The organism is Labrys okinawensis (assembly GCF_002982075.1).
In the GTDB taxonomy this organism is placed as follows: domain Bacteria; phylum Pseudomonadota; class Alphaproteobacteria; order Rhizobiales; family Labraceae; genus Labrys; species Labrys okinawensis_A.
On the sequence record NZ_PUEJ01000003.1, the window covers coordinates 590,986 to 612,202 of the forward strand.

Here is a 21,217-nt window from a genome sequence, read left to right on the forward strand (position 1 = left end):
AACACGTAGGCGCGAATACCCTCCCCTGGAGGGGGAGGGTATGAGACGGCGATCATTGACTCGAATCCGCGGCCTCGGCCCTCATCCCGCCGGCCTGAACGGTTTGGCCAGCGAGGCCGGGAAGTGCAGGGCCAGCATCTGGCGGTTGCGCGAGATCAGCACCAGCACCACGATGGTGGCGAGATAGGGCAGGGCCGACAGCAACTCGGAGGGCACGGCAAGGCCGAGCGCCTGGCCCTGCAATTGCAGGATGGTCATGCCGCCGAACAGCCAGGCGCCGAGCAGAACGCGCAAAGGCCGCCAGGTGGCGAAGACCACCAGGGCCAGCGAAATCCAGCCCTTGCCGGCCGTCATGTTCTCGACCCAGAGCGGCGTGTAGGCGACCGAGAGATAGGCACCAGCAAGGCCCGCCATCAAGCCGCCGAACAGCACGGCCATGTAGCGGATGCGCACCACCGGATAGCCGATCGCATGCGAGGTCTCCGGCGACTCGCCCATGGTGCGCAGGATGAGGCCGGCCTTGGTGCGATAGAGGAACCAGCTGATCGCCGCGAACAGTATAAGCGCGAGATAGACCAGCGCGTCGAAGCGGAAGAACATCGGGCCGATCACCGGAAGCTGGGAGAGCACCGGGATGTCGAGCGGCTTCAGGGCCTCGATCGGGGCGCTGCCGAAATTGCGCCCGACAAAGGCGGAGACGCCGGAACCGAAAATGGCGAGCGCCAGGCCGGCGGCATATTGGTTGGTGAGGAAGGTGAGGGCGAGCACGCCGAACAGCAGCGAGGCTGCGGCCCCGGCCAGCGCGCCGATCAGGATGGCGACGGGCATGGGCAGGCCTGCCATCACAGCCCAGAAGGCGAAGGCGGCGCCCATCAGCATCATGCCCTCGATGCCCAGGTTGAGGACGCCGGATTTCTCAACCACCAATTCGCCGAGCGCGGCATAGATCAGCGGCGTGGCGGCGATGATGGTGCCGGTGAAGATCGCGATGGTGAGGTCCATCAGGCATGCTCCCGCACGGGGCTGAACCGGTAGAAGATGAAGAAATCCGCAGCGAGTAGGAAGAACAGCAGGATGCCCTGGAAGATGCGGGTGAGGGAGGAGGACAGGCCGATGGTGAGCTGCACGCTTTCGCCGCCGAGGAAGAGAAGTGACATCAACAGGCCGCCGAGTACGATGCCGAAAGCGTTGAGCCGGCCGATGAAGGCGACGATGATCGCCGCAAAGCCGTAGCCGGGCGAGACCTGCGGGGACAATTGCCCGAGCGGCCCGGACAGTTCGGCCATGCCTGAAATGCCTGCGGCCGCGCCGCCGGCGAGAAGGCCGATCCACACCGCCGCGGATTCGCGGAAGCCTGCATAGCGGGCGGCGAGGGGAGCGGCGCCGCTCACCGACATCTTGTAGCCGAGGAAGCTGCGGTCGGTGAACAGCCACATCGCGATCACCCCGATCACGGTGAGGATCACAGAGGTGTTGAGGCGATAGGCATCGTCGAAGACGGGAAACATCGCGGCGGGGGGCAGCAGCGCCGTCTGCGGATAGTTGAAGCCGGCCGGGTCGCGCCAGGGGCCATGCACCAGCCAGGACAGCAGCAGGCCGGCAATATAGGTCAGCATCAAGGTGACCAGGATCTCGTTGGTGTTCATCTGCGCCCTGAGGAAGGCGGGAATCGCGGCCCAGGCCATCCCGGCCAGCGCGCCGGCCAGGATCATCAATGGCAGCAGCAGCCTGCTTTCCGGATCAGGATAGAACAGGCCGACGCCGCAGGCGGCGATCGCCCCGATGATCAATTGGCCCTCCGCGCCGATGTTCCAGACATTGGCTCGAAAGCCGATGGCGAGCCCACAGGCGATCAGGATCAGGGGCGAGGCCTTCAGGAGCCATTCCGAGACGCCGTTCATCGAGTTCAGCGGCGCGATGAAGAAGGCCTGCAGGGTCTGAAGCGGATCCTGGCCCAGCGCTAGGAACAGAATGGAGCCGACAAGCAAGGTGAGCAGGGCCGCGACCAGGGGCGCGGCGAGGCGTATGGCGGCGGACGGTTCGGGTCTTTGTTCGATCTTAAAGCGCAACGGAACCGCTCCCACCATTCTGGCCCTCGCCACCGATCCTCGTCATGAGCAGGCCGACCTCTTCGCGATTGGTTTCCGTCCGGACGAGGGGCGGCGAGACCCGCCCCTGGCAGATCACCAGCAGCCGGTCGCAGATCTCGAAGAGCTCGTCGAGTTCCTCGGAAATCACCAGCACGGCAGCGCCCGCCCGGCTGAGATCGATCAGCGTCTGGTGGATGAAGGCGGCCGCGCCGACATCGACTCCCCAGGTCGGCTGGGAGACCAGGAACAGGGTCGGCGCCAGCGCGATTTCCCGCCCCACGATGAATTTCTGCAGATTGCCGCCAGACAGGCTGCGCGCGCTCGCGCGCGGACCGTTTGCCTTGACCTTGAATGTCTCGATGACGCTGCCGGCAAAGCCCATCGCCCGCTTGCGGTCGACCAGGCCATGGCGCACCAGGTCCTTGCCATGGGCCGTGAGCACGGCGTTCTCCCACAGCGTATGCGGCGGCACGGCACCGCGGCCGAGCCTTTCCTCGGGCACGAAAGCAAAGCCGCGCCGGCGCCTGGCGGCGGCATCGAGCCGGCCGACGGCCTGCCCACCGAAACGGATGGCCTCATGCTCCGCGACTGGGCGCTCGCCGCTGAGGGCGGCGATCAGCTCGGCCTGGCCATTGCCCGAGACGCCCGCGAGGCCGACGATCTCGCCGCCATGCACGGCGAAACCGACGTCGTGGAGGGCAACGCTCCCCTTGTCTGACGGCACCGACAGGCCGCGTACCTGAAGGATCGGCTCGGCGCTGCGCGTCGAGGGCGTGACCTTCATCTCGGGCAGGGTCGATCCGACCATCAGCCGGGCCAGCTCCACCGAGGTGCTCTGCTTGGGCTTGGCGGTGCCGGTCACCCGGCCGTTGCGCAGCACGGTGGCGGAGTCGCACAGCGTCTGCACCTCGTCGAGCTTGTGGCTGATATAGAGGATGCTGCAGCCTTCGGCGGCGAGCTGGCGCAGCGTCTCGAACAGTTTCGCCACCGCCTGCGGCGTGAGAACCGAGGTCGGCTCGTCCAGGATCAGGAGCTTGGGCGTGCGCAGGAGGCAGCGCACGATTTCGACGCGCTGGCGTTCGCCGACCGAGAGGTCGTGCACCCGGCGCCAGGGATCGATCGGCATGCCGTAGCGCTCCGACAGCGCCGTGATCCGCCTAGCGAGTTCTTCCAGTCGGAAGGGACCGGGAGCGCTGAGGGCGATGTTCTCGACGACGGTGACCGACTCAAACAAGGCGAAATGCTGGTAGACCATCTCGATGCCGAGGGCGCGCGAGCTTGCCGGGTCATGCGCCTCGATCAGCCTGCCGTCGCAAAGGATCTCGCCGGAATCGGCCTGGGCCGCGCCATAGATGATCTTCATCAGCGTCGACTTGCCGGCGCCGTTCTCACCCAGCACCGCGTGGATTTCCCCGGGCATTATCGAGAGCGAGATGCCGTCATTGGCAATCACGCCGGGATAGCTCTTGGTGATGTTGCGCAGTTCGAGGCGCGGGGTCATGGCCGGTCCTTGAATACGGGGTGGGGGAAGGTGAGCCTCGAGCGCGCACGCTACCCAATGAGGCGCGACAAGCCTTCCCCACGAAGTTGGGGAAGGTGCCCAAACAGAGTTTGGGCGGATGGGGTGTGGCGGGCAGCGCAGAGTGCATCACAAGACGGCGCTACGGTTGCGCAAGCTTTTGATGGATTGCGACCCGGCTCGCCGCACCCCCTCCGACCCGACTTCGTCGGGCCATCTCCCCCAGCTTCGTGGGGGAGGCTTGGTGCGCCTTTCTCCGTTTGGTCAGAGCCTGGTCTACCCCTTATCCGAGCTTGCCGATCATGCCCTTGACGAACCAGTTCATACCGCGAATGTCGGCGTCCGTGGCCACCGCGCCGGCCGCGACCTTGACGGCACCGCCCTGGTCCTTGAGCTCGCCCGCATAGGGGTGGACCTTGCCCGAGCCGATGTCGGCCTCCAGCTGCTTGAGCTTGGCGACGACATCGCCAGGGATGGCCTCGTTATAGGGCGCCATCTTGACCACGCCGCCGGCGAGCCCGTCCCAGCGCGCTTCGGGCTTCCAATTGCCTTCGGCTACCCCTTTGGCCGCGCGCACATAGTCGCTCGACCAGTCGAGGGTGAAGGCAGTAAGCTGTTTGCCGGCCCCGAACTTCGCCATGTCGCTGGCATAGCCGATCGACCAGGCCCCGCCTTCGCCGGCGACCTGCACGCCGGTTGCGGTATCGGTCATCGAGCAGATCACGTCGCAGCCCTGCGACAGCAGGGTCTTGGCGGCCTCCTTCTCCTTGCCGGGATCGAACCAGGAATTGAGGAAGATGGCGTTGCAGGTGATTTCGGGCTTCACGCTCTGGGCGCCGAGCAGCAGCGCATTGGCCGGGCCAACGATGTCGGGGATCGGGAAGCCGCCGATGAAGCCGATCTTACCGGATTTCGTCATATGGCCGGCCGCGGCGCCGGCCACGAAGGTACCCTCGTAATATTTGGCTTCGAAGGTGCCGAGATTGGCCAGGTGCACGATGCCCGAGCAGTGCTCGAAGGCGAGCTTGGGGAAGCGCGGCGCCACCTTCTGCAGCGGCGTGCCATGCGAGAAGCTGGTGCCGAAGATCAGCTTGTTGCCCGAGGAGGCCAATTCGCGGAAGACGCGTTCGGCATCCTGCGGCATGAAGATGTTGTCGATGACGGTGATGGCGACCTTGTCGCCGAATTCCTTCTTGATCGCTTCGACGCCGAGGCTGTGCTGCTTGGTCCAGCCGATATCGGCCACGGGCGAGACGTAGACGACACCGATCTTGAGCGGCTCGTCGGCATAGGCGCGGCTCGCAAAGCTGGCGGTTCCCAGAGCAGCGCCGGCCATGCCGGAATATTGCAGGAATTTTCGCCTCGTCAGGTCGATCATGATGGCAGTCCTCTGTTGGCTCGGTGAATGCCCGGCTTGTCGCCGAGTCTGTATGGAAGTGTCTATTTCGAAGTGTGGCTGTGGCGATGCTTTGCCGCCTCACCATTGCTTTTCCGGGCGGGCTGGCGCCGGGTTTGCGAAACTTCGCCGGCTTTCGGCTCCAGATAGGGCTCCAGGGCTTCGCGGGGCGACAGCTCCGGAAAGACCTGCCGATCCATGATATAGCCGCGCACCACGCTGCGGTGATGGGTATCGATCAGTTCCATCGCCTGTTTGAGCCGCCCCTTCTCGAGCAAGTCGATCACCCGCGAATGGTCGTCGATCAGGTTGCAATAGTCGAAATCGGCCGTGACCAGCGAGCGCAGCAGCGTGGTGCGTCGGACGAGCTGGGCGTGGATATCCTGCATCACCTTGTTGCGGCTGAGGCGGACGAAGATCGTGTGGAATTCCTGGCCGAGGACATCGGCCAGGGCGTCGTTGCCGGCGGCGATGGCCTGGCGCTGGCGTTCGACGTGCTGGCGCAATTCGGCCCAGCCGGCGGGGCCCAGCCGGTCGCTGAGCTGGGCCGCCACGCCCTGTTCGACCAGAGTCAGCGCGTCGTAGATTTCCAGCGCTTCCTGCATGCCGGGGCGGGCGACGAAAGCGCCGCGATTGCGCTCGATCTGGGCGAGGCCGTCATCGGCGAGCCGGATCAGGGCCTGGCGCACCACGATGCGGCTGACGTCGAAGATCTCGGCGAGCTCCCGTTCGCCGAGCTTGCAGCCGGGCACCAGCCGGTGCTCGATGATGGCCCGGGTCAGGATGTCGGCGATCGCCTGCGAGCGGCTGCTCATGCCCAATACCTCCCGCGCCGGCAGCACGGCATGTCCGAACTGCCTGCAGCATATCGGTATTCAATCTTCCATCCGTGTCAATCAAGAATCCTTCTTTGTCGTGCAATTTTTAATTGATTGATATCCAATCCTGTGGTTCCAATGCCCGTAACGGAGCTAGGTTCATGGGGAAGAGCTAGCCGAGGGGAGGGTGCGATGAGCCAAGCAACCCTTTGTAGTGACCAAGTCCTTCTGAACGACTGGCACGTGATTGCCGATCTGACGAACCTGATACCCGGCAAGCCCTTCCGAACCCGCCTGCTCGGTGTCGCGCTGGATATCCGCTGCGATGACGGTGCCGATTGGCGGGTTGTCCGCGAGGATGATGGCGGCCCGCTCGCTTCGACCTGCCGCTACGGCTTTCTGTGGGCGTGCCTGGGAGTGGCGGAGCGCGATATTCCGAGCGTGCCGGAGGCCGGGGAGGAGGACCGCTACCTGGTGACCGGCGGCTCGATCGCCGTCCATGCCTCCGGGCTGCGGGCCGTCGAGAACTTTCTCGACATGGGCCATCTGCCCTTCGTGCATTCGGGTACGCTGGGAGAAGAGCCTCATACGGAAGTGGCGCCCTATCATGTGCGGGTGACCGAAGCCGATGAGATCCTGGCGACCGAGTGCCGGTTCTTCCAGCCTTTTGCCTCGCCTTCCGCGCAGGGCGGCTTCCTGGTCGACTATGTCTATAAGGTGATCCGGCCCTATACGGTGGCGCTCTACAAGAGCAATTCCGTGCACAAGGAGCGTTCCGACGTGATCGTGCTGTTCGTACAGCCGGTGGACGAGGAGAATTGCGTGGCCCATCCCCTGCTTTGCTATGTGAAGGACGGTACCGGCGAGGCCGCCATCCGCGGCTTCATGCAGTTGATCTTCGCCCAGGACAAGCCGATCCTGGAAAACCAGGTGCCCAAGCGCCTGCCGCTCGATCCGCGCGCCGAGACGCCGATCCGGGCCGATGCCGTCTCCGTCCATTATCGGCGCTGGCTCAGGGACCATGCGGTCTCCTACGGCGCCATTCCGGCGCGGCTTTGAGGCCTGGCGCCCCAAGATCCAAGAGGAAGAGCAATGACGCAGACACGATGCAAGGATCCTGTGACCCTCAATCTGTGGCACCCGCTCGCGGCGGTGGCCGAAACCCCCGCCGGCAGGGTCGCGGAAACCGTGCTGCTGGAGGAGAGGCTCGGCTATGCCGTCGACGAGCAGGGCGATGCCGCGGTCTGGCTGGCCCGGCCCGGCCTTCGTCACGGCGACAGCGTCGATATCGCAGGCCTGGGGAATACCCTCCCCGTCAAAATAGCCTATGGCTATGTCTGGACATCGCTCGGCGAGCCGCCGGCGGAGCTCTTCCCCATCCCGGAATTCGCCGAACCCGACCGCCGCCGCCTCAATGCCGCGACCGTGGGCGTGCATGTTTCCGCTCCGCGTGCCATCGAGAACTTCCTCGACATGGGCCATTTTCCCTATGTCCATACCGACATTCTCGGCGCCGAGCCGCACACGGAGGTGAAGGAATACGACGTCGAGATCTCGGTCGAGCGCGACGAGATCCTGGCGACGCGCTGCCGCTTCTTTCAGCCGATGGCTTCCACCGTCTCGACCGGCGGGGCCGATGTCGACTATGTCTACCGCGTGCCCCACCCCTTCTGCTCGGTGCTCTACAAATCGAGCCCGATCGACGAGAGCCGGCGCGACGTCATCGCCGTCTTCCTGCAGCCGGTCGACCAGGAGCATGTCCGCGCCCACATGATGCTGTGCATCCTCGACGACGAGAACGAGGACAAGGTGATCAAGCGCTTCCAGCAGACCATCTTCGGGCAGGACAAGCCGATCCTGGAAAACCAGTTCCCCAAGCGCCTGCCGCTCGATCCCAGGGCCGAGACGCCGATCCGCGCCGACAAGTCGGCGATCGCCTATCGCCGCTGGCTCAGCCAGAAGGGCGTGACCTATGGCGTCATTCCCGCCGCGACCTGATACGCCGAATTCCGGAGACCACCATGCTCGAGACCGCCAAGACCCGCTGGCATCCCATTGCCGCGTCTCATGACCTGCCATTCCGCCATGTCTTCCATGGCCAGCTGCTCGGCCGCGAATTCGCCGTCTGGCGTGCCGATGACGGCTACGTCAACATCTGGGAGAACCGCTGCCTGCATCGTGGCGTGCGCCTGTCGATCGGCATCAATGACGGGCGCGAGCTCAAATGCCAATACCATGGCTGGCGCTATTCCAACCGCACGGCGGGCTGCACCTATATCCCGGCCCATCCAGCCGATGCCCCGGCGCGCACCATCACCAACCGCACCTTCGCCTCGGTGGAGCGCTACGGCCTGATCTGGTCGGCCGAGGAGCCGCTCGGCGAGGTGCCGGAGATCGCCGGCCTCTCGGAAGGCAATCTCCTGGCCCTGCGCGGCATCCCGGTGAATGCGCCGCCCGAATTGGTGGCGGAGGGGCTGAAGACCCATCGCTTCCAGCCAAGCGGCGCCCTGGCGGGGGCGTCGGCCGAGACGGTGGTCGAGGCTGCCGATGGGCTGAGCATGGCGCTGCGCTCGAAGGAGGGCGAGCACTCGACCCTGGCAGTCTTTTTCGTGCAGCCGGTCGATTCCAACCGCTCCGTCATCCGCGGCGTGCTCGACGCCGTTCCGGAGGGACCCGCCCGGCTGGCGGCGCTGCGTCATCACAATGAGCTCCTGTCGAAACTGCGTGACAGGCTGGAGCGCGAGGCGGCTGCCCGGCCGGCGCCGGCGCCCCTCGAGGCGGTGATCGAGCGTGTCTCGCCCGAGCTCGCCGAGATGCCCGAACTCACCGCCCATGGCCGCAAGGCCACCATTCGCGTCGAGGTGGCACGCAAATGGCAGGCGGCCGAGGGCATTGCCGGCTTCGAACTGCGCCCGGTGAAAGGCCTGCTGCCGACATTCCAGCCCGGTGCCCATATCGACGTGCATCTGCCCAACGGCCTCATCCGCCAATATTCCATCACCAACGGCCCAGGCGAGACAGACCGCTATGTCATTGGGGTCAAGCGGGAGCGCGATTCCAAGGGGGGCTCGACCTGCCTGTACGACAGCGTGCGCGAAGGGGACGTGCTGGCGATCTCCGATCCGCGCAACAATTTCCCCCTGCGCCGCGATGCCTTGAGGACCATCTTCATCGCCGGCGGCATCGGCGTGACCCCGATGCTGGCCATGGCCCAGGCGCTGCATCACCAGGGGCTGGCGCACGAATTCCATTACTTCGCGCAGAACGAGGGACAGCTTGCCTTCCGCGAACGGCTGGAGCTGCTGAAGGCGACGCTGGTGCCGCATCTCGGCCTCGGCCCTGAGGCGACGGCGGCCAGGCTGCGCGAAATTCTCGCGGCCTATGACGGCGACACGCATCTTTACCTCTGCGGCCCGGGACCGATGCTGGAGGCGGCGCGCGCCATCGCCGCCGAGCTCGGCTGGCCGGAGGAGGCGGTGCATTTCGAGTATTTCAAGAACACCAGGGAGATCGACGACTCCTCCAGCTTCGAGATCGCCCTCGCGCGCTCGAACATGACGCTGACGGTGCCGGCGGGCCGCACCATCCTCGAAGTCATGCGCGAGGCCGGCATCGACATGCCCTCCTCCTGCGAACAGGGGGCCTGCGGCACCTGCCTGTGCTCGGTGATCGAGGGCGAGCCCGATCACCAGGACGTCTATCTCACGCAGGCCGAGAAGAAATCCGGCACCAAGATCATGACCTGCGTCTCGCGTGCCAAATCCGCCCGCCTCATTCTCGATCTCTAGCGCAACGATAATTTTTGTAGCCGTCATTGCGAGCGTAGCGAAGCAATCCAGTCTCACGAGTGCGGCTAAGCCTGGATTGCTTCGCTACGCTCGCAATGACGAAACACCACTCTTCCTGCAAGACTGCAATTCTGGGATATGACCGTGATCAAGCTCTACGACTACGAACTCTCGGGCAATTGCTACAAGCTGCGCCTGCTGATGGGCATCCTCGGCATTGCCTATGAAACCGTGCCGGTCGATTTCTATCCCGGCCGCGAGCACAAGTCGGACTGGTTCCTCAGGATCAACCCGCTCGGCCAGTTGCCGGTGATCGAGGATGACGGGCTGGTGCTGCGCGACGCGCAGGCCATCCTGGTCTATCTCGCCGCCAAATATGATGCCGGGGGCAGCTGGTATCCGCAGGGCAATCCGGCCCTGCTCGGCGAGATCAGCCAGTGGCTGGCCTTCGCCGACGGCATCACGGCCACGGCCTCGGCGGCGCGGCTGCATGACGGCCTGTTCTACGAGCTGGACGTGGAGGCGGCGCGATCGGGCGCCCACCGCCTGTTCCGCATCCTCGACGAGCATCTGTGGTTCGGCGAACAGGAAGGGCGGGACTGGCTCTGCAACGCCCCCAGGCCGACCATCGCCGACATCGCCTGCTTTCCCTATGTGATGCTGTCGGAAGAGGGCGGCATTCCCCGCCAGGACTATCCGGCGATCCGCCGCTGGTCCGACAGGGTCAAGCGCATCAAGGGCTTTTCGGTGATGTCCGGCGTCTTCCCCGCCGGCCCGGCGAAGGCGGCGTGAGGAAGCCTCTGCCGATCAACTCTTTGAAAAGACAGGAAAATGCTGTAAGAGCCTCAAGCGCTTCGCAGCCGACGCCCTCCTGACGGGCGCCGCGAGCGTAAAAGAGCAACGAAAGCAGCATGTTGGACAGAGACTTTTCCATCGCCCCGATGATGGACTGGACGGATCGCCATTGCCGGTTCTTCCATCGCATCCTTTCGGCGAAGGCCTTGCTTTATACCGAGATGGTGACCACCGGCGCCGTTATTCACGGCGACCGGCAGCGTCTGCTCGGCTTTTCCGGCGAGGAGCATCCCATCGCCGTGCAGCTCGGCGGTTCCAATCCGAAGGATCTGGCCGTCTCGGCCCGCATCTGCGCCGATTTCGGCTATGACGAGATCAATCTCAATGTCGGCTGCCCGTCCGACCGCGTGCAGGAGGGGCGGTTCGGCGCCTGCCTGATGGCGGAGCCGGAGCTGGTGGGCGAGTGCGTCGCCGCCATGAAGGCCGCCGTCGACCTGCCCGTCACCGTCAAATGCCGCATCGGCATCGACGAGCAGGATCCCGAGGCCGCGCTCGACCGCATCACCGCGGCCGTGCGGGCCGCCGGCGTCGACGCCCTGATCGTGCATGCGCGCAAGGCCTGGCTGAAGGGGCTGAGCCCCAAGGAAAACCGCGACGTGCCGCCGCTGGATTATGGCCGCGTCTACCGGCTGAAGGAAGCCAATCGCGATCTCTCCATCTCGATCAATGGCGGCATCAAGGCCGTCGAGGAGTGGAGCACGCATCGGGCTCGCCTCGATGGCGTCATGGTGGGGCGGGAGGCCTATCAGAATCCCGAAATCCTGCTTGCAGTCGATCCCACCCTGTTCGGCGTGGCCGCGCCTGTCGCCGACGGTTTCGAGGCCATCGAGGCGATGGCCCCCTATGTCGAGGCGCAACTGGCACAGGGTGTTCGGCTGAGCTCCATCACCCGCCACATGATCGGCCTGTTCCCCGGACGGCCGGGCGCGCGGCTCTACCGGCGCCACCTCGCCACCGAGGCGGTCAAGCCGGGCGCCGGGCTCGAAGTGCTGTTCGAGGCGGCTGCGCATGTCCGTCGCGCCATGGAGGCCAAGGCCGCCTGATCAGTCCGGATCGCGCGCTGCTCCCGTCAAAGTGAATCGCCTCGTCCCGCCGCGCCGCTATGCTGCGCCACTGGGCACGCCGTTGCGTCGCGGGGGCGCGGAGTTTGCATCATGACGAAACCCTATCGGCTTGCCGGTCTGCTGGCGCTCGCTTTCCTTGTTCCGGCTCAGGCGCAGGAGGCCCCGCGCAAGATCTTTCGTGGCACGGTCGAAACGCTCGACAGCAAGGGGCTCAGCCTCAAGACCAAGGACGGCCAGAGCGTCTCGATCCATCTCACGCCTGACTGGAAGGCCCGGCTGGTGGCGCCTATCGGCGTGGAAGCCATTCATGCCGGCAGCTTCATCGGCACGGCGCAGATCCCCCAGGCGGACGGCTCCGGAAAATCGCTGGAGGTCCATGTCTTTCCGCCGGGCGTGAAGAGCGGCGAGGGCGAGCGGGACTGGGATTCCCAGCCCGGTGCGCGCATGACCAACGGCACGGTGGGGGGCGAAGTCGTCTCCACGGCGGCGGGAAGAGAGGTCACGCTCAGCTTTCCCGGCGGCAGCCGCAAGATCGTGATTCCCCGCGAGGTTCCCGTGGTGCAGTTCAATGCGGCCGAGCGGACGATCATCAAGCCGGGAATCGCGGTTTTCGTCGTGGCGCAGCCCGACGGCAAGGACTGGCGCACCAACAGCGTGGCCACCGGCCAGAACGGCGCCGCGCCGCCGATGTGACAAGAGTGGAATGCGGACATCCTGTCCGTTCTTGGAGAGGCATTGCCGGAGCAGGGCGGACAAGATGTCCGCGCTCCCAGGAAGAGCTCTTAGACCTCAATCACCATGCCGTCCTCGGCAAGGTCGAACAGAGAGCGGTCGACCTTGTCGCGATAGGCCAGCATGGTCGGGCCCATATGGGTGAGCACCACGCGCTTGGCGTTGAAATCGCCGCGGCGGGAGAGCAGGCGATTATAGTCGAGATGCGGCGGGGTCTCCTCGATGGCGAAGCATTCGAGAAAGAGCAGGTCCGCGCCATCGGCGATCTCAGGCAGGACTTCGGTCCATTCGGTGTCGCCGGAATGGACGAAGACCTTGCCGCCGCCTTCCAGCCGGATGGCCGTGGCCGGCGCACCGCACGGATGCACCACCTCGACGGTGCGGATGGTGAATCCCTGGGCGTCGCGCTGCGTGCCGGGCGCCATTTCCTCCACGCTCCAGGCAAAGCTCCAGGGCGTTTCCATGGTAGCGCCGGCAAACAGCGCCTCGATGGTGGTGGACAGGCGTTCGATCGTGCCCGGAGGGCCGATGATGCGCAGTGAACGGGTACGCTTGCGGACCCACTGAGCATCGAGCAGCAGGAAGGGAATGCCGCCGAAATGGTCGCCATGCAGATGGGTCAGCATGATCAGGTCGATCTGGTCGGGATCGATGCCCATGGCGCTGAGCGCCGTCATCGTGGTCGCGCCGCAATCCAGCAGGCAGACGGTGCGGCCCTCCTGCGGATCCTCGATCTCGACCAGGCTGGCGGTGTTGAACCGTCCTCCCGATCCGAAGGCATCGCCACAGCCGATCACCGTCACGCGCATGGCAGGACCTCCTGCCGCCGGGGCGCTGCGAAACGGAGTGAGCGGAAAGAGATCTGCCTCATGCGGAAGTCTGTTCTATTTCGATAACAAGCCCCGCAGATCTGCGAGGCTTCAACCAGGAGATGCGCGTCGAGTCACCCACCGGTATGAACCGAAAAGTCCCAGAACTTCAACTCAAAGAAAGCGGGCAAAACCAGCCGGAATGAACCAGGAGTGGCCAGTTCACGAAATGCCGAAACTGTCTGTGCGAAAACGCACAAGGCGAGCGGCTCGAAACGCCGCAAGCATTTGAGATCCTATGGATTCCTCCCGGTCGAACCGAATGGCTCGAGCGGATGGAATCTGCCTGGTTCAGAATTTGCGGGCGGTCGGCTCGACCACGATGCGGAAGGGGCCGAGATCGCTGTCGCCGCGCGCATCGACATGGCCCTTGACGGTGGAGCCGAAACCGCTCTGCTGGCCGAGGCCGCTCTGCTTCCTGAAACCGTAATCGGCGCGGAACTCGCCGCCGACCCTGATGCACATGCCGGTATCGGCCGAATAGACGAAGCCTTCGCCATATTGGCTGCAGCGGGGATCCGTTTTCTCGCCGGCAAAGCCGGGCGCCGTAAAGGCAAGTACGGCAATGGCAGCGCTGATCGTCCTGAACATGAATAGGCTCCTAAAGCGTCTTGCGATCGGATCGTTCACGGGAGATCGCAAGACGCATCGAAACAAAGTTGGAGCAAAGCAGGTATTTTCGCCGAAACATACCCGACTCTAGCAGCGACTCAGGCCTAGCGCCCGATCGTGACCACTTCGCGGCAAAGCTTTTCCGGCTCGAACACGAGATATAACGGTTTGTTACATCCAGCCGCCGCGCCGCCCCGTCTGTATCATCGGGATAAGCTCACGCCTTGTCGGTGACGCCCGCCTGCGCGAAGGTCGCCATGCCGGTATGGCAGGCAAGAGCCGCCTTGATGAGGGATACCGCCAGGGCCGCACCGGAGGCTTCGCCGAGCCGCATGTCGAGATCAAGCAGCGGTTTCTTGCTGAGCCGAGCCAGGACATCGCCATGGGCGCCCTCGGCAGAAACATGCCCCGCGATGCAATGGTCCAGCAGGGCGGGGTCCATTGCGTGAAGGATCGCTGCGGCGGCGCAGACGACATAACCGTCCAGTACCACGGGCACGCGCTGGCTGCGCGCCGCCAGAATGGCGCCGGCCATCGCCGCGATTTCACGGCCACCCAGGCGCCGCAGCACTTCGAGCGGATCCTTGAGATGGCTGCGATGAAATTCGACCGCGGCCGAGACGGCTGCAATCTTGCGGGCGAGACCGGCATCGTCGACGCCCGTGCCGCGGCCGACCCAATGGGCCGCTTCCCCGCCATAGAGCGCATGGTAGATGGCGGCAGCGATGGTGGTGTTGCCGATGCCCATCTCTCCCAGGGCCAGCAGGTCGATGCCGCCGGATACGGCCTCCATGCCGAAAGCCATGGTGGCCGCGCAGGCCTTTTCGTCGAGCGCCGCCTCGCAGGTGATGTCGCCGGTCGGGATGTCCAGCGCCAAGTCGAACACCTTGAGGCCGATGTCGAAGGTCGAGCAGATCTGGTTGATCGCGGCGCCCCCGGCTGCGAAATTCTCCAGCATCTGGCGCGTGACTTCCTGCGGGTAGGGCGAAACACCGCGGGCGACCACGCCGTGATTGCCGGCGAAGATCGCCACCAAGGGGCGCGAGACGGTGGGAGACGGCGTGGCCTGAACGCCGGCGAGCCACTCGACGATGGTTTCCAGCCGGCCGAGACTGCCCGGCGGCTTGGTCAGCTGGCCGTCGCGCTGCTTCACGCCCGCCACTGCGCTGGCGTCGAGGGCCGGCATGCCTCGGGCAAGCTCGCGGATGTCGTCGAAGGGCAGGGCGGTGCCGGCAAAAGCCATCGGGATGTTTCCAATGCAGGAGAAATGATTGGCCGCGCTTATAGACCGATGGCCACGAAGCGGAAAGGCCGCGTGACGACGGTTGCTGCCCCGGCATCGACACGAGAAGCAGTCGGGTGCAGGACATCGCGCCGTTGCCTTGAAGGTTCCTCGCATGGCATGCAGGGCCTGCCATGATGCATTCATCATTTCTCGCCGGCGTTCCTCAAGCTCTGCGCTTCTGGTCGCGCCTTCCAGTGCCTGTCCTGTCCATCGAGATCGATCCGCATGGCCGGCCCGATATGGAGCGGCTGGCGCCGGCGACGCCGCTGGCCGGGGCCGTGCTCGGCCTGGCGGCCGCTATCGTGCTGGTCATCGCCCATCTCGCCGGCTTGCCTGCGACAGTTGCCGTCATCTTCGCCGTCGCCGCCCTGGCGGTGATGACCGGTGCCATGCATGAGGACGGGCTTGCCGATGTCGCCGATGGCTTCGGGGGAGGCGGCACACTCGAACGAAAGCTCGAGATCATGCGTGATTCGCGCATCGGCTCGTATGGCGCGACCGCCCTGGTGCTGGCTCTCGCCGCCCGGGTGTCGCTGCTCGCCGGGCTGCTGACGGCGACGGGCAATGTCTGGCGCACGGGCCTGGTCCTGGCTGCTGCCGTCGGCACCTCCCGCATTCTGGGATTACTGCCACTGATGTTGCTGGGACCGGCGCGCCCGGATGGTGCCGGCGCTTCGGCAGGCCGGTTGACCGGCCATGCCTGGCGCTCCGGCGCCGTCCCCGCCATGGTCGCAACGGCTTTGCTGGCCTGGGCCGGAACCGGCCATTTCATGTCGGTTGTCGCACCCCTGGCGGGGCTTGCGGCGGCCTATGCTGTCACGCGGCTGGCTGAACGGCAGATTGGCGGGCAGACCGGCGATGTCTGCGGTGCTGCCGTGATGCTCGCCGAAATGGCAATCCTGGCAGGCGCCCTGGCGCCTCTGGGCTGGCATGTCTAAATTATTGATACCTCTCTAGCCGGATTGTGAATGCCATGCAGATCACCTCCACACCCTGCGTCGCCATTTGCCGCATCGATGCGGCGAGCGGCTTCTGCATCGGCTGCGGGCGCTCCAGCCTGGAAATCCGGCGCTGGGTGGAGATGAGCGAGGAGGATCGCCTGGCGCTGATGGCGAGGTTGCCGGATCGTTTCGCGCAAACGCCGGCTCTGCAGGCCGCACGCGATGCTTTCGACGCCATGATGGCGGCCCGTCGGCGGACCGGCCGGCGCAATCGCGCATGAATGCCGCATTTGGGGGCTGAACTCTTGGCTGGTGATTGCGCCAAATCGCCGTCCACTATGTGAAATCATCGAGGAGACGGCATGAGTCGGATCGGCGTTCTCATCCTGGCTGCTGCTTTCGCTGCCTTGGCCGGCGGCACGGTCTCGGCAAGAGAGTGGAAATCGATCCGCATCGCCACGGAAGGCGGCTACCCGCCCTTCAACCAGCTCGATGCCAAGGATCAGCCCATCGGCTTCGATGTCGATATCGCCAAGGCGCTCTGCCAGAAAATGGGTGCGACCTGCAGTTTCGAAGTCCTCGACTGGGACGCCCTGATTCCGTCCCTGAACGCGGGCAAGGTCGATGCCATCGTGTCATCCATGTCGATCACGCCGGAGCGGCGGCGGCAGGTTGCCTTCACCAACCGCTATTATGATCGGCCCACGAGTTTCGTGGCCCGCAAGGACAGCAAGGTCGCTACCTGGGACGCGGCAGGACTGAAGGACAGGGTTGTCGGCGCCGTCGCCAACACCGTGCAGGCCGCCTTCCTGCAGGCGGAGATCCAGGGGGGAGGCGCCCAGATCAAGCTTTATGGCAGCCAGGACGAGGCCAATGCCGATCTCGTGACGGGCCGCCTCGATGCCGTGCTTGCCGACAAGCTTGTACTGGCCGGCTGGCTGGGCAAGCCCGAAAGCGTCTGCTGTGAGCTGAAGGCCGATGTCGACCTGGTGAAATATGCCAGGTTTTTCGGCGAAGGCGAGGGGATCGCCTTGCGCAAGAGCGATGGGGATCTTGCCGAAAAATTCAATAAGGCGATTGCCGATATCGTCGCCGATGGTACCTACAAGACAATCAACGATAAATATTTCCCCTTCTCGATCTATTGAGCCCGGCGGCTGCCAGAAGCCCTCGGGATAAAGGAGTTCTCGCAATGAAAGTGGCGTTTCTCGGCCTTGGCGTGATGGGTTTTCCGATGGCGGGCCATCTGGCCGTGCGCGGCGGCCATCAGGTCACCGTCTACAACCGCACCCCCGCCAAGGCACAGGCCTGGGTGGAAAAATACGGCAACGCCTCTGCCCCGACCCCGGCGGAAGCCGCCAGGGATGCCGACATCGTCTTTGCCTGCGTGGGCAATGACGATGATTTGCGCTCGGTGACGACAGGGCCGCAGGGCGCCTTTTCGGGTATGAAGAAGGGGGCTGTTTTTGTCGATCACACCACGGCCTCGGCCGAGGTCGCGCGCGAACTGCATGAAGCGGCCGGTACGCTCGGCCTCGGCTTCGTCGATGCGCCGGTTTCGGGCGGGCAGGCCGGCGCCGAGAACGGTGCGCTCGGCGTGATGTGCGGCGGCGACGCCGATGTCTATGCCCGGGTCGAACCGGTGATCGCCCACTATGCCAAGGCTTGTCAGCTGATGGGGCCGGCCGGCGCCGGGCAGTTGACCAAGATGGTCAATCAGATCTGCATCGCCGGGCTCGTGCAGGGCCTGTCGGAAGGTATCCATTTTGCCAACAAGGCCGGGCTCGACCTCGAAAAGGTCATCGGCGTGATCTCGAAGGGGGCCGCGCAATCCTGGCAGATGGAAAATCGCTGGAAGCCGATGCAGGAAGGCAAGTTCGATTTCGGTTTCGCCGTCGACTGGATGCGCAAGGATCTGGGGATCTGCCTCGAAACCGCCCGTGCGAATGGCGCGCAGCTGCCGGTGACGGCATTGGTCGACCAGTTCTATGCCGAGGTCCAGGCCATGGGCGGCCGGCGCTGGGATACGTGCAGCCTCGTCGCCCGGCTTGAAAAGCCGCGTAATTGAGCGGGCGATGATGGGAAAGCCGCAATCATGAAGACCCTCGAGGACATGGGCTCGCCGCCGGGTTTCGATGGCGAGCCGGACTACAATGCCGAGACCGACGAAGAAGAGGGCAAGCTCTATGAAAGCCTGATGCTGGCGACGGCGTCTGGCCTCGATGAAGCCGTTGCGGCCCTGACTGCCTTCCTCCGGCGCCATGTCGGTGCCGAATTGGAGACGACCTCCGAGGATGTCGCCGGTGTGCGCAGCTGGGTGGGACGGTGCCAGACCGCGGACCAGTCGGTGGATGCGCAATTGACCGATTTCGGGGACTATCGCGGCGGTTATCTCCGCCTCATCTCCAATCTGGATGGCTCGCGATCTTGACGGGGAGAGGCGAGGCCTGACAGGAGGCTTCGCCGCCGAGGATTGTTCACCCGTCGGCATTTTGCTAAACGCCTCGTTTCATCCGTTTCACAGGAGCCGGACATGAGAGGCCTCAAATCCTCGGACCGCTAGGCCGCAACGACATGTCGATGTTGTTGCGGCGTTCTGTCCGATCCCATCCGGTTTCGCACTGAAGAGGCAGACCGCCGCCGAATGTTTTCATTTGAGCGGATGTTTCGTCATGCCTGCCAAAAACCCCGTCTGGGGCCATGCCTTGCCGTCGGCCCTGTTGCTGATGGCCCCCTTCGATATCCTTGCCTCCCTGGCCATGGATATCTATCTGCCCATCGTACCCATCATGCCGGCTACGCTGGAAACCAGCGTAGCGGTGATCCAACTGACCCTCAGCCTCTATATGGTGATGCTGGGGGCCGGGCAGATCGTCTTCGGGCCGCTGTCCGACCGCATCGGCCGCCGGCCGGTGCTGATCGGCGGTGCCGCCCTGTTCCTGCTTGCGTCTCTGGGACTTGCGGCGAGTTCAAACGCCGCTGTCTTCGTGGCCCTGCGCTTCCTGCAGGCGGCCGGCGCCTCCGCTTGCCTGGTGGCGACCTTCGCCACAGTCCGGGACGTCTATGCAGAACGTCCCGAAGGCGCCGTCATCTACAGCCTGTTCAGCGCCATGCTGGCTTTCGTGCCGGCCTTGGGGCCGATTGCCGGGGCACTCATCGCCGATCGGTTCGGCTGGCGGGCAATCTTCCTCACGCTGGGCCTGTTGATGGCCGCCGCGTTCACCCAAGCGGCGTGGCGATGGCCCGAGACCCGGCGAGAAGCAGTCGAGGTCGCTCGGCGTCCGGCCATCACGGTTCTCGCCAGCTATGCCTTCTGGACCTATACGGCGGGCTTCGGCACAGCGATGGGGAGCTTCTTCGTCTTCTTCTCCACCGCGCCGCGGGTGCTGATCGACAGGGCCGGCTATTCGCCCCTGGCCTTCAGCCTTGCCTTCGCCACGGCGGCCGTCGCCATGATGGTCGCGACCCGTTTCGTGCCTGGCCGTATCGAGCGCTGGGGACGCCTGGGCTGCCTCAGGCGGGCCATGGCGACGATCCTGGCGGGGGCCGGACTGCTTGCCTTGGGCGAGACGGCGGGAGCGGCATCCTGGTGGAGCTTTCTCGCGCCGATGTGGGTGATCGCAATCGGCATCGTCCTCGCGGGCGGTGTCGCTGCCAATGGTGCGCTCCAGGGTTTCGATGACATCGCCGGCGCCGCGGTGGCGCTCTATTTCTGCGTGCAGAGCCTGATGGTGAGCGTGGCCGGCACCTTGGCCGTCCTGGTTCTGCCGGGGGACACCGCCTGGCCGCTGGTGGCCTATGCCGCTGGCATGGCGAGCTTGGTTCTTCTGCTTGCCGGAGCAAGGCGGGAAAGGCTGTCGAGGGCTGACGTCCAGAATCCGTCGGCGGGTTGAGCATTTCGCCTGGGCCCGTCTTGTTCTCGTCACAAAGGCTTCCTATATAGCCTTCCAAGGGTGATCCGGCGGACGCGTCGGGTGCCCGATCGAAAGGTAGCCCCACCACGGATGTACTGGGGGGCAGGCCGATTGAAATGAAAGGGCCGGCGTTTCGCCTTAGGGTTTGATCCTGGCCTTTGTCGCAAGGCAACCCCGTCAGCAATGGCGGGGTTTCGTTTTTCTGGCACTGATATCTGTCTTGAGCGCCGAAGTGTTCAGTCCTTGCGAATGAGGAAGAACCAGGCGAGATAGCCGCCGACGGCCAGGGCAATGAGCAGCATCACGGTCTGCTTGGTGTCGGCGCTCAGCGCCGCGTCGCGTTGTGCTTGGGCATAGCGGCTCGCCATTTCGGGGTTGCTGCTGACATAGATTGCGGCAATCCCGAGTATGGCGACCAGCACCAGCAGGGTCCAGCGTGAACGAAACAAATCAGATCCTCAACTTCAGCCTGGTTGCATTCTCGGCTGGAATGCCGGCGATTTCACGTTAAGAAAGCGCAATTCTAGAGCGAAGTGCGTCAGCGCCCTTGAAACTGGGGCGCCCGCTTGGCCAGGAAGGCGGCCACGCCTTCGGCAAAATCATGCGAGGCGCCGGCCTTGCGCTGCAGCGCCGCTTCCAGGGCCAGCTGGGCATCGAGATCATTGTCGGCGCTGGCCAGGACCGCCTCCCGGATCATGCGGAAGGCGAGGCCGGGGCCCTGGGCGAGCCTGGCTGCAAAGGCGGCGACGTCGTCGCGGAAGCTGGCATCCTCATAGAGCTTGTAGACGAGGCCCATGCGCAGGGCTTCCTCCGCCGGCACCGCCTCGGCCGTCAGCATCAGGGCGAGCGCCCGCTTGGGACCGATCAGGCGCGGCAGCAGCCAGGTTCCCCCGGCATCGGGGATCAGAGCGATCTTGGCGAAGGCTTCCTGCAGGGTCGCCGATCGCGCCGCCAGCACGATGTCGCAGGCGAGCGCGATGTTCATGGACGCGCCGACGGCCGGCCCGTTGAGCGCCGCGATGGTCGGCTTGGGCGAGTTGACGATCTGCTTGATCAGGGGATTGTAGTCCCGTTCCAGGGCAGGGCCGAGATCGATGCCGCCCTGGCTGTCGCGAGGCAGGTCCTCGGTGAGGTCCTGGCCTGAGGAGAAGGCACGCCCCTCGCCGGTGAGTACGATCACCTTGACGCCGTCGTCGGCAATTGCCGCTGCCAGGGCCACGCGGAGTTCGGCATGGAGGCTCGCCGTGAAGGCATTGAGCTTTGTGGGCCGGTTCAATGTCAGGGTGCGTACCGGACCCGCATTCTCCACCACCAACTCGCTCATGCCGTACTCC

General features: G+C 64.9%; 23 protein-coding genes. 13 read left to right on the forward strand and 10 right to left on the reverse strand.

The window, feature by feature from the left end; genetic code table 11:
- Positions 1–81: 81 nt before the first annotated feature.
- The 5 genes from C5L14_RS09745 to C5L14_RS09765 form a co-directional block, all read right to left on the reverse strand.
- Positions 82–1,002 (reverse strand): ABC transporter permease, encoded by a 921-nt coding sequence (locus C5L14_RS09745; protein ID WP_105861820.1) that lies wholly within the window; start codon positions 1,000–1,002, stop codon positions 82–84.
- Positions 1,002–2,069 (reverse strand): ABC transporter permease, encoded by a 1,068-nt coding sequence (locus C5L14_RS09750; RefSeq protein WP_105861821.1) that lies wholly within the window; start codon positions 2,067–2,069, stop codon positions 1,002–1,004. The genes C5L14_RS09745 and C5L14_RS09750 overlap by 1 nt, the downstream gene beginning before the upstream one ends.
- A complete protein-coding gene (locus C5L14_RS09755; protein WP_105861822.1) occupies positions 2,059–3,591 on the reverse strand; it encodes an ABC transporter ATP-binding protein in 1,533 nt (510 codons plus the stop codon). The genes C5L14_RS09750 and C5L14_RS09755 overlap by 11 nt, the downstream gene beginning before the upstream one ends.
- A 301-nt stretch (positions 3,592–3,892) precedes the next feature.
- Positions 3,893–4,987: a BMP family ABC transporter substrate-binding protein gene (locus tag C5L14_RS09760; RefSeq protein WP_105861823.1), complete on the reverse strand. Its 1,095-nt coding sequence runs from the start codon at positions 4,985–4,987 to the stop codon at positions 3,893–3,895.
- A 62-nt stretch (positions 4,988–5,049) separates the two neighbouring features.
- Positions 5,050–5,820 carry a GntR family transcriptional regulator gene (locus C5L14_RS09765; protein WP_105861824.1) on the reverse strand — a complete coding sequence of 257 codons (771 nt, stop codon included), beginning with the start codon at positions 5,818–5,820 and terminating at the stop codon, positions 5,050–5,052.
- On the opposite strand from C5L14_RS09765, the gene C5L14_RS30825 reads away from it, so the two are divergent.
- The 7 genes from C5L14_RS30825 (at position 5,819) to C5L14_RS09795 (ending at position 12,223) form a co-directional block, all read left to right on the forward strand.
- A complete protein-coding gene (locus C5L14_RS30825) occupies positions 5,819–5,941 on the forward strand; it encodes a hypothetical protein (protein WP_281062568.1) in 123 nt (40 codons plus the stop codon). The two genes, C5L14_RS09765 and C5L14_RS30825, sit on opposite strands and share 2 nt — an antisense overlap.
- 74 nt (positions 5,942–6,015) lie before the next feature.
- On the forward strand, positions 6,016–6,882 hold the full coding sequence (locus C5L14_RS09770) for an aromatic ring-hydroxylating oxygenase subunit alpha (protein WP_105861825.1): 867 nt from the start codon (positions 6,016–6,018) through the stop codon (positions 6,880–6,882).
- Positions 6,883–6,915: 33 nt separating this feature from the next.
- Positions 6,916–7,821 (forward strand): aromatic ring-hydroxylating oxygenase subunit alpha, encoded by a 906-nt coding sequence (locus C5L14_RS09775; protein ID WP_105861826.1) that lies wholly within the window; start codon positions 6,916–6,918, stop codon positions 7,819–7,821.
- A 23-nt stretch (positions 7,822–7,844) separates the two neighbouring features.
- A complete protein-coding gene (locus C5L14_RS09780) occupies positions 7,845–9,611 on the forward strand; it encodes a Rieske 2Fe-2S domain-containing protein (RefSeq protein WP_105861827.1) in 1,767 nt (588 codons plus the stop codon).
- A 144-nt stretch (positions 9,612–9,755) separates the two neighbouring features.
- On the forward strand, positions 9,756–10,403 hold the full coding sequence (locus C5L14_RS09785; RefSeq protein WP_105861987.1) for a glutathione S-transferase family protein: 648 nt from the start codon (positions 9,756–9,758) through the stop codon (positions 10,401–10,403).
- Between the two features lie 119 nt (positions 10,404–10,522).
- Positions 10,523–11,509, forward strand: a complete 987-nt coding sequence (gene dusA, locus C5L14_RS09790) for a tRNA dihydrouridine(20/20a) synthase DusA (protein WP_105861828.1) — start codon at positions 10,523–10,525, stop codon at positions 11,507–11,509.
- Between the two features lie 111 nt (positions 11,510–11,620).
- Positions 11,621–12,223 carry a hypothetical protein gene (locus tag C5L14_RS09795; protein ID WP_105861829.1) on the forward strand — a complete coding sequence of 201 codons (603 nt, stop codon included), beginning with the start codon at positions 11,621–11,623 and terminating at the stop codon, positions 12,221–12,223.
- Between the two features lie 89 nt (positions 12,224–12,312).
- Here the strand turns inward: C5L14_RS09795 and C5L14_RS09800 are convergent, their stop codons facing one another.
- The 3 genes from C5L14_RS09800 to cobT all read right to left on the reverse strand — a co-directional run bounded on the left by C5L14_RS09800 (position 12,313) and on the right by cobT (position 14,986).
- Positions 12,313–13,071 (reverse strand): MBL fold metallo-hydrolase, encoded by a 759-nt coding sequence (locus tag C5L14_RS09800; protein ID WP_105861830.1) that lies wholly within the window; start codon positions 13,069–13,071, stop codon positions 12,313–12,315.
- A gap of 351 nt (positions 13,072–13,422) precedes the next feature.
- The gene (locus C5L14_RS09805) at positions 13,423–13,722 is read right to left on the reverse strand and encodes a porin (RefSeq protein ID WP_105861831.1); all 300 of its coding nucleotides are present in this window, start codon (positions 13,720–13,722) and stop codon (positions 13,423–13,425) included.
- A 238-nt stretch (positions 13,723–13,960) separates the two neighbouring features.
- The gene (gene cobT / locus C5L14_RS09810) at positions 13,961–14,986 is read right to left on the reverse strand and encodes a nicotinate-nucleotide--dimethylbenzimidazole phosphoribosyltransferase (protein ID WP_105861832.1); all 1,026 of its coding nucleotides are present in this window, start codon (positions 14,984–14,986) and stop codon (positions 13,961–13,963) included.
- Between the two features lie 173 nt (positions 14,987–15,159).
- Between cobT and cobS the strand changes: the two genes are divergently transcribed.
- The 6 genes from cobS to cml all read left to right on the forward strand — a co-directional run bounded on the left by cobS (position 15,160) and on the right by cml (position 19,862).
- Positions 15,160–15,966 carry an adenosylcobinamide-GDP ribazoletransferase gene (gene cobS / locus C5L14_RS09815; RefSeq protein WP_245443325.1) on the forward strand — a complete coding sequence of 269 codons (807 nt, stop codon included), beginning with the start codon at positions 15,160–15,162 and terminating at the stop codon, positions 15,964–15,966.
- A gap of 35 nt (positions 15,967–16,001) precedes the next feature.
- On the forward strand, positions 16,002–16,250 hold the full coding sequence (locus C5L14_RS09820) for a DUF1289 domain-containing protein (RefSeq protein ID WP_105861833.1): 249 nt from the start codon (positions 16,002–16,004) through the stop codon (positions 16,248–16,250).
- Between the two features lie 81 nt (positions 16,251–16,331).
- Positions 16,332–17,117 (forward strand): transporter substrate-binding domain-containing protein, encoded by a 786-nt coding sequence (locus tag C5L14_RS09825; protein WP_105861834.1) that lies wholly within the window; start codon positions 16,332–16,334, stop codon positions 17,115–17,117.
- Positions 17,118–17,161: 44 nt separating this feature from the next.
- A complete protein-coding gene (locus tag C5L14_RS09830) occupies positions 17,162–18,037 on the forward strand; it encodes an NAD(P)-dependent oxidoreductase (RefSeq protein WP_105861835.1) in 876 nt (291 codons plus the stop codon).
- A gap of 27 nt (positions 18,038–18,064) precedes the next feature.
- On the forward strand, positions 18,065–18,400 hold the full coding sequence (locus C5L14_RS09835) for a hypothetical protein (protein WP_105861836.1): 336 nt from the start codon (positions 18,065–18,067) through the stop codon (positions 18,398–18,400).
- Positions 18,401–18,641: 241 nt separating this feature from the next.
- The gene (gene cml, locus C5L14_RS09840) at positions 18,642–19,862 is read left to right on the forward strand and encodes a CmlA/FloR family chloramphenicol efflux MFS transporter (RefSeq protein ID WP_105861837.1); all 1,221 of its coding nucleotides are present in this window, start codon (positions 18,642–18,644) and stop codon (positions 19,860–19,862) included.
- Between the two features lie 257 nt (positions 19,863–20,119).
- On the opposite strand, the gene C5L14_RS09845 is transcribed toward cml, so the two are convergent.
- Positions 20,120–20,332: a hypothetical protein gene (locus C5L14_RS09845; RefSeq protein ID WP_105861838.1), complete on the reverse strand. Its 213-nt coding sequence runs from the start codon at positions 20,330–20,332 to the stop codon at positions 20,120–20,122.
- Between the two features lie 89 nt (positions 20,333–20,421).
- Positions 20,422–21,207, reverse strand: coding sequence for an enoyl-CoA hydratase-related protein (locus C5L14_RS09850; RefSeq protein ID WP_105861839.1), 786 nt, complete (start codon positions 21,205–21,207; stop codon positions 20,422–20,424).
- Positions 21,208–21,217 lie beyond the last annotated feature (10 nt).

Coding starts and splice junctions, on each gene's coding strand:
- C5L14_RS09745 (WP_105861820.1), bottom strand. CDS start 1,002: ATGGACCTCACCATCGCGATCTTCACCGGCACCATCATCGCCGCCACG.
- C5L14_RS09755 (WP_105861822.1), bottom strand. CDS start 3,591: ATGACCCCGCGCCTCGAACTGCGCAACATCACCAAGAGCTATCCCGGC.
- C5L14_RS09760 (WP_105861823.1), bottom strand. CDS start 4,987: ATGATCGACCTGACGAGGCGAAAATTCCTGCAATATTCCGGCATGGCC.
- C5L14_RS30825 (WP_281062568.1), top strand. CDS start 5,819: ATGCCCAATACCTCCCGCGCCGGCAGCACGGCATGTCCGAACTGCCTG.
- C5L14_RS09765 (WP_105861824.1), bottom strand. CDS start 5,820: ATGAGCAGCCGCTCGCAGGCGATCGCCGACATCCTGACCCGGGCCATC.
- C5L14_RS09770 (WP_105861825.1), top strand. CDS start 6,016: ATGAGCCAAGCAACCCTTTGTAGTGACCAAGTCCTTCTGAACGACTGG.
- C5L14_RS09775 (WP_105861826.1), top strand. CDS start 6,916: ATGACGCAGACACGATGCAAGGATCCTGTGACCCTCAATCTGTGGCAC.
- C5L14_RS09780 (WP_105861827.1), top strand. CDS start 7,845: ATGCTCGAGACCGCCAAGACCCGCTGGCATCCCATTGCCGCGTCTCAT.
- dusA (WP_105861828.1), top strand. CDS start 10,523: ATGTTGGACAGAGACTTTTCCATCGCCCCGATGATGGACTGGACGGAT.
- C5L14_RS09795 (WP_105861829.1), top strand. CDS start 11,621: ATGACGAAACCCTATCGGCTTGCCGGTCTGCTGGCGCTCGCTTTCCTT.
- C5L14_RS09800 (WP_105861830.1), bottom strand. CDS start 13,071: ATGCGCGTGACGGTGATCGGCTGTGGCGATGCCTTCGGATCGGGAGGA.
- C5L14_RS09805 (WP_105861831.1), bottom strand. CDS start 13,722: ATGTTCAGGACGATCAGCGCTGCCATTGCCGTACTTGCCTTTACGGCG.
- cobT (WP_105861832.1), bottom strand. CDS start 14,986: ATGGCTTTTGCCGGCACCGCCCTGCCCTTCGACGACATCCGCGAGCTT.
- cobS (WP_245443325.1), top strand. CDS start 15,160: ATGATGCATTCATCATTTCTCGCCGGCGTTCCTCAAGCTCTGCGCTTC.
- C5L14_RS09820 (WP_105861833.1), top strand. CDS start 16,002: ATGCAGATCACCTCCACACCCTGCGTCGCCATTTGCCGCATCGATGCG.
- C5L14_RS09825 (WP_105861834.1), top strand. CDS start 16,332: ATGAGTCGGATCGGCGTTCTCATCCTGGCTGCTGCTTTCGCTGCCTTG.
- C5L14_RS09830 (WP_105861835.1), top strand. CDS start 17,162: ATGAAAGTGGCGTTTCTCGGCCTTGGCGTGATGGGTTTTCCGATGGCG.
- C5L14_RS09835 (WP_105861836.1), top strand. CDS start 18,065: ATGAAGACCCTCGAGGACATGGGCTCGCCGCCGGGTTTCGATGGCGAG.
- cml (WP_105861837.1), top strand. CDS start 18,642: ATGCCTGCCAAAAACCCCGTCTGGGGCCATGCCTTGCCGTCGGCCCTG.
- C5L14_RS09850 (WP_105861839.1), bottom strand. CDS start 21,207: ATGAGCGAGTTGGTGGTGGAGAATGCGGGTCCGGTACGCACCCTGACA.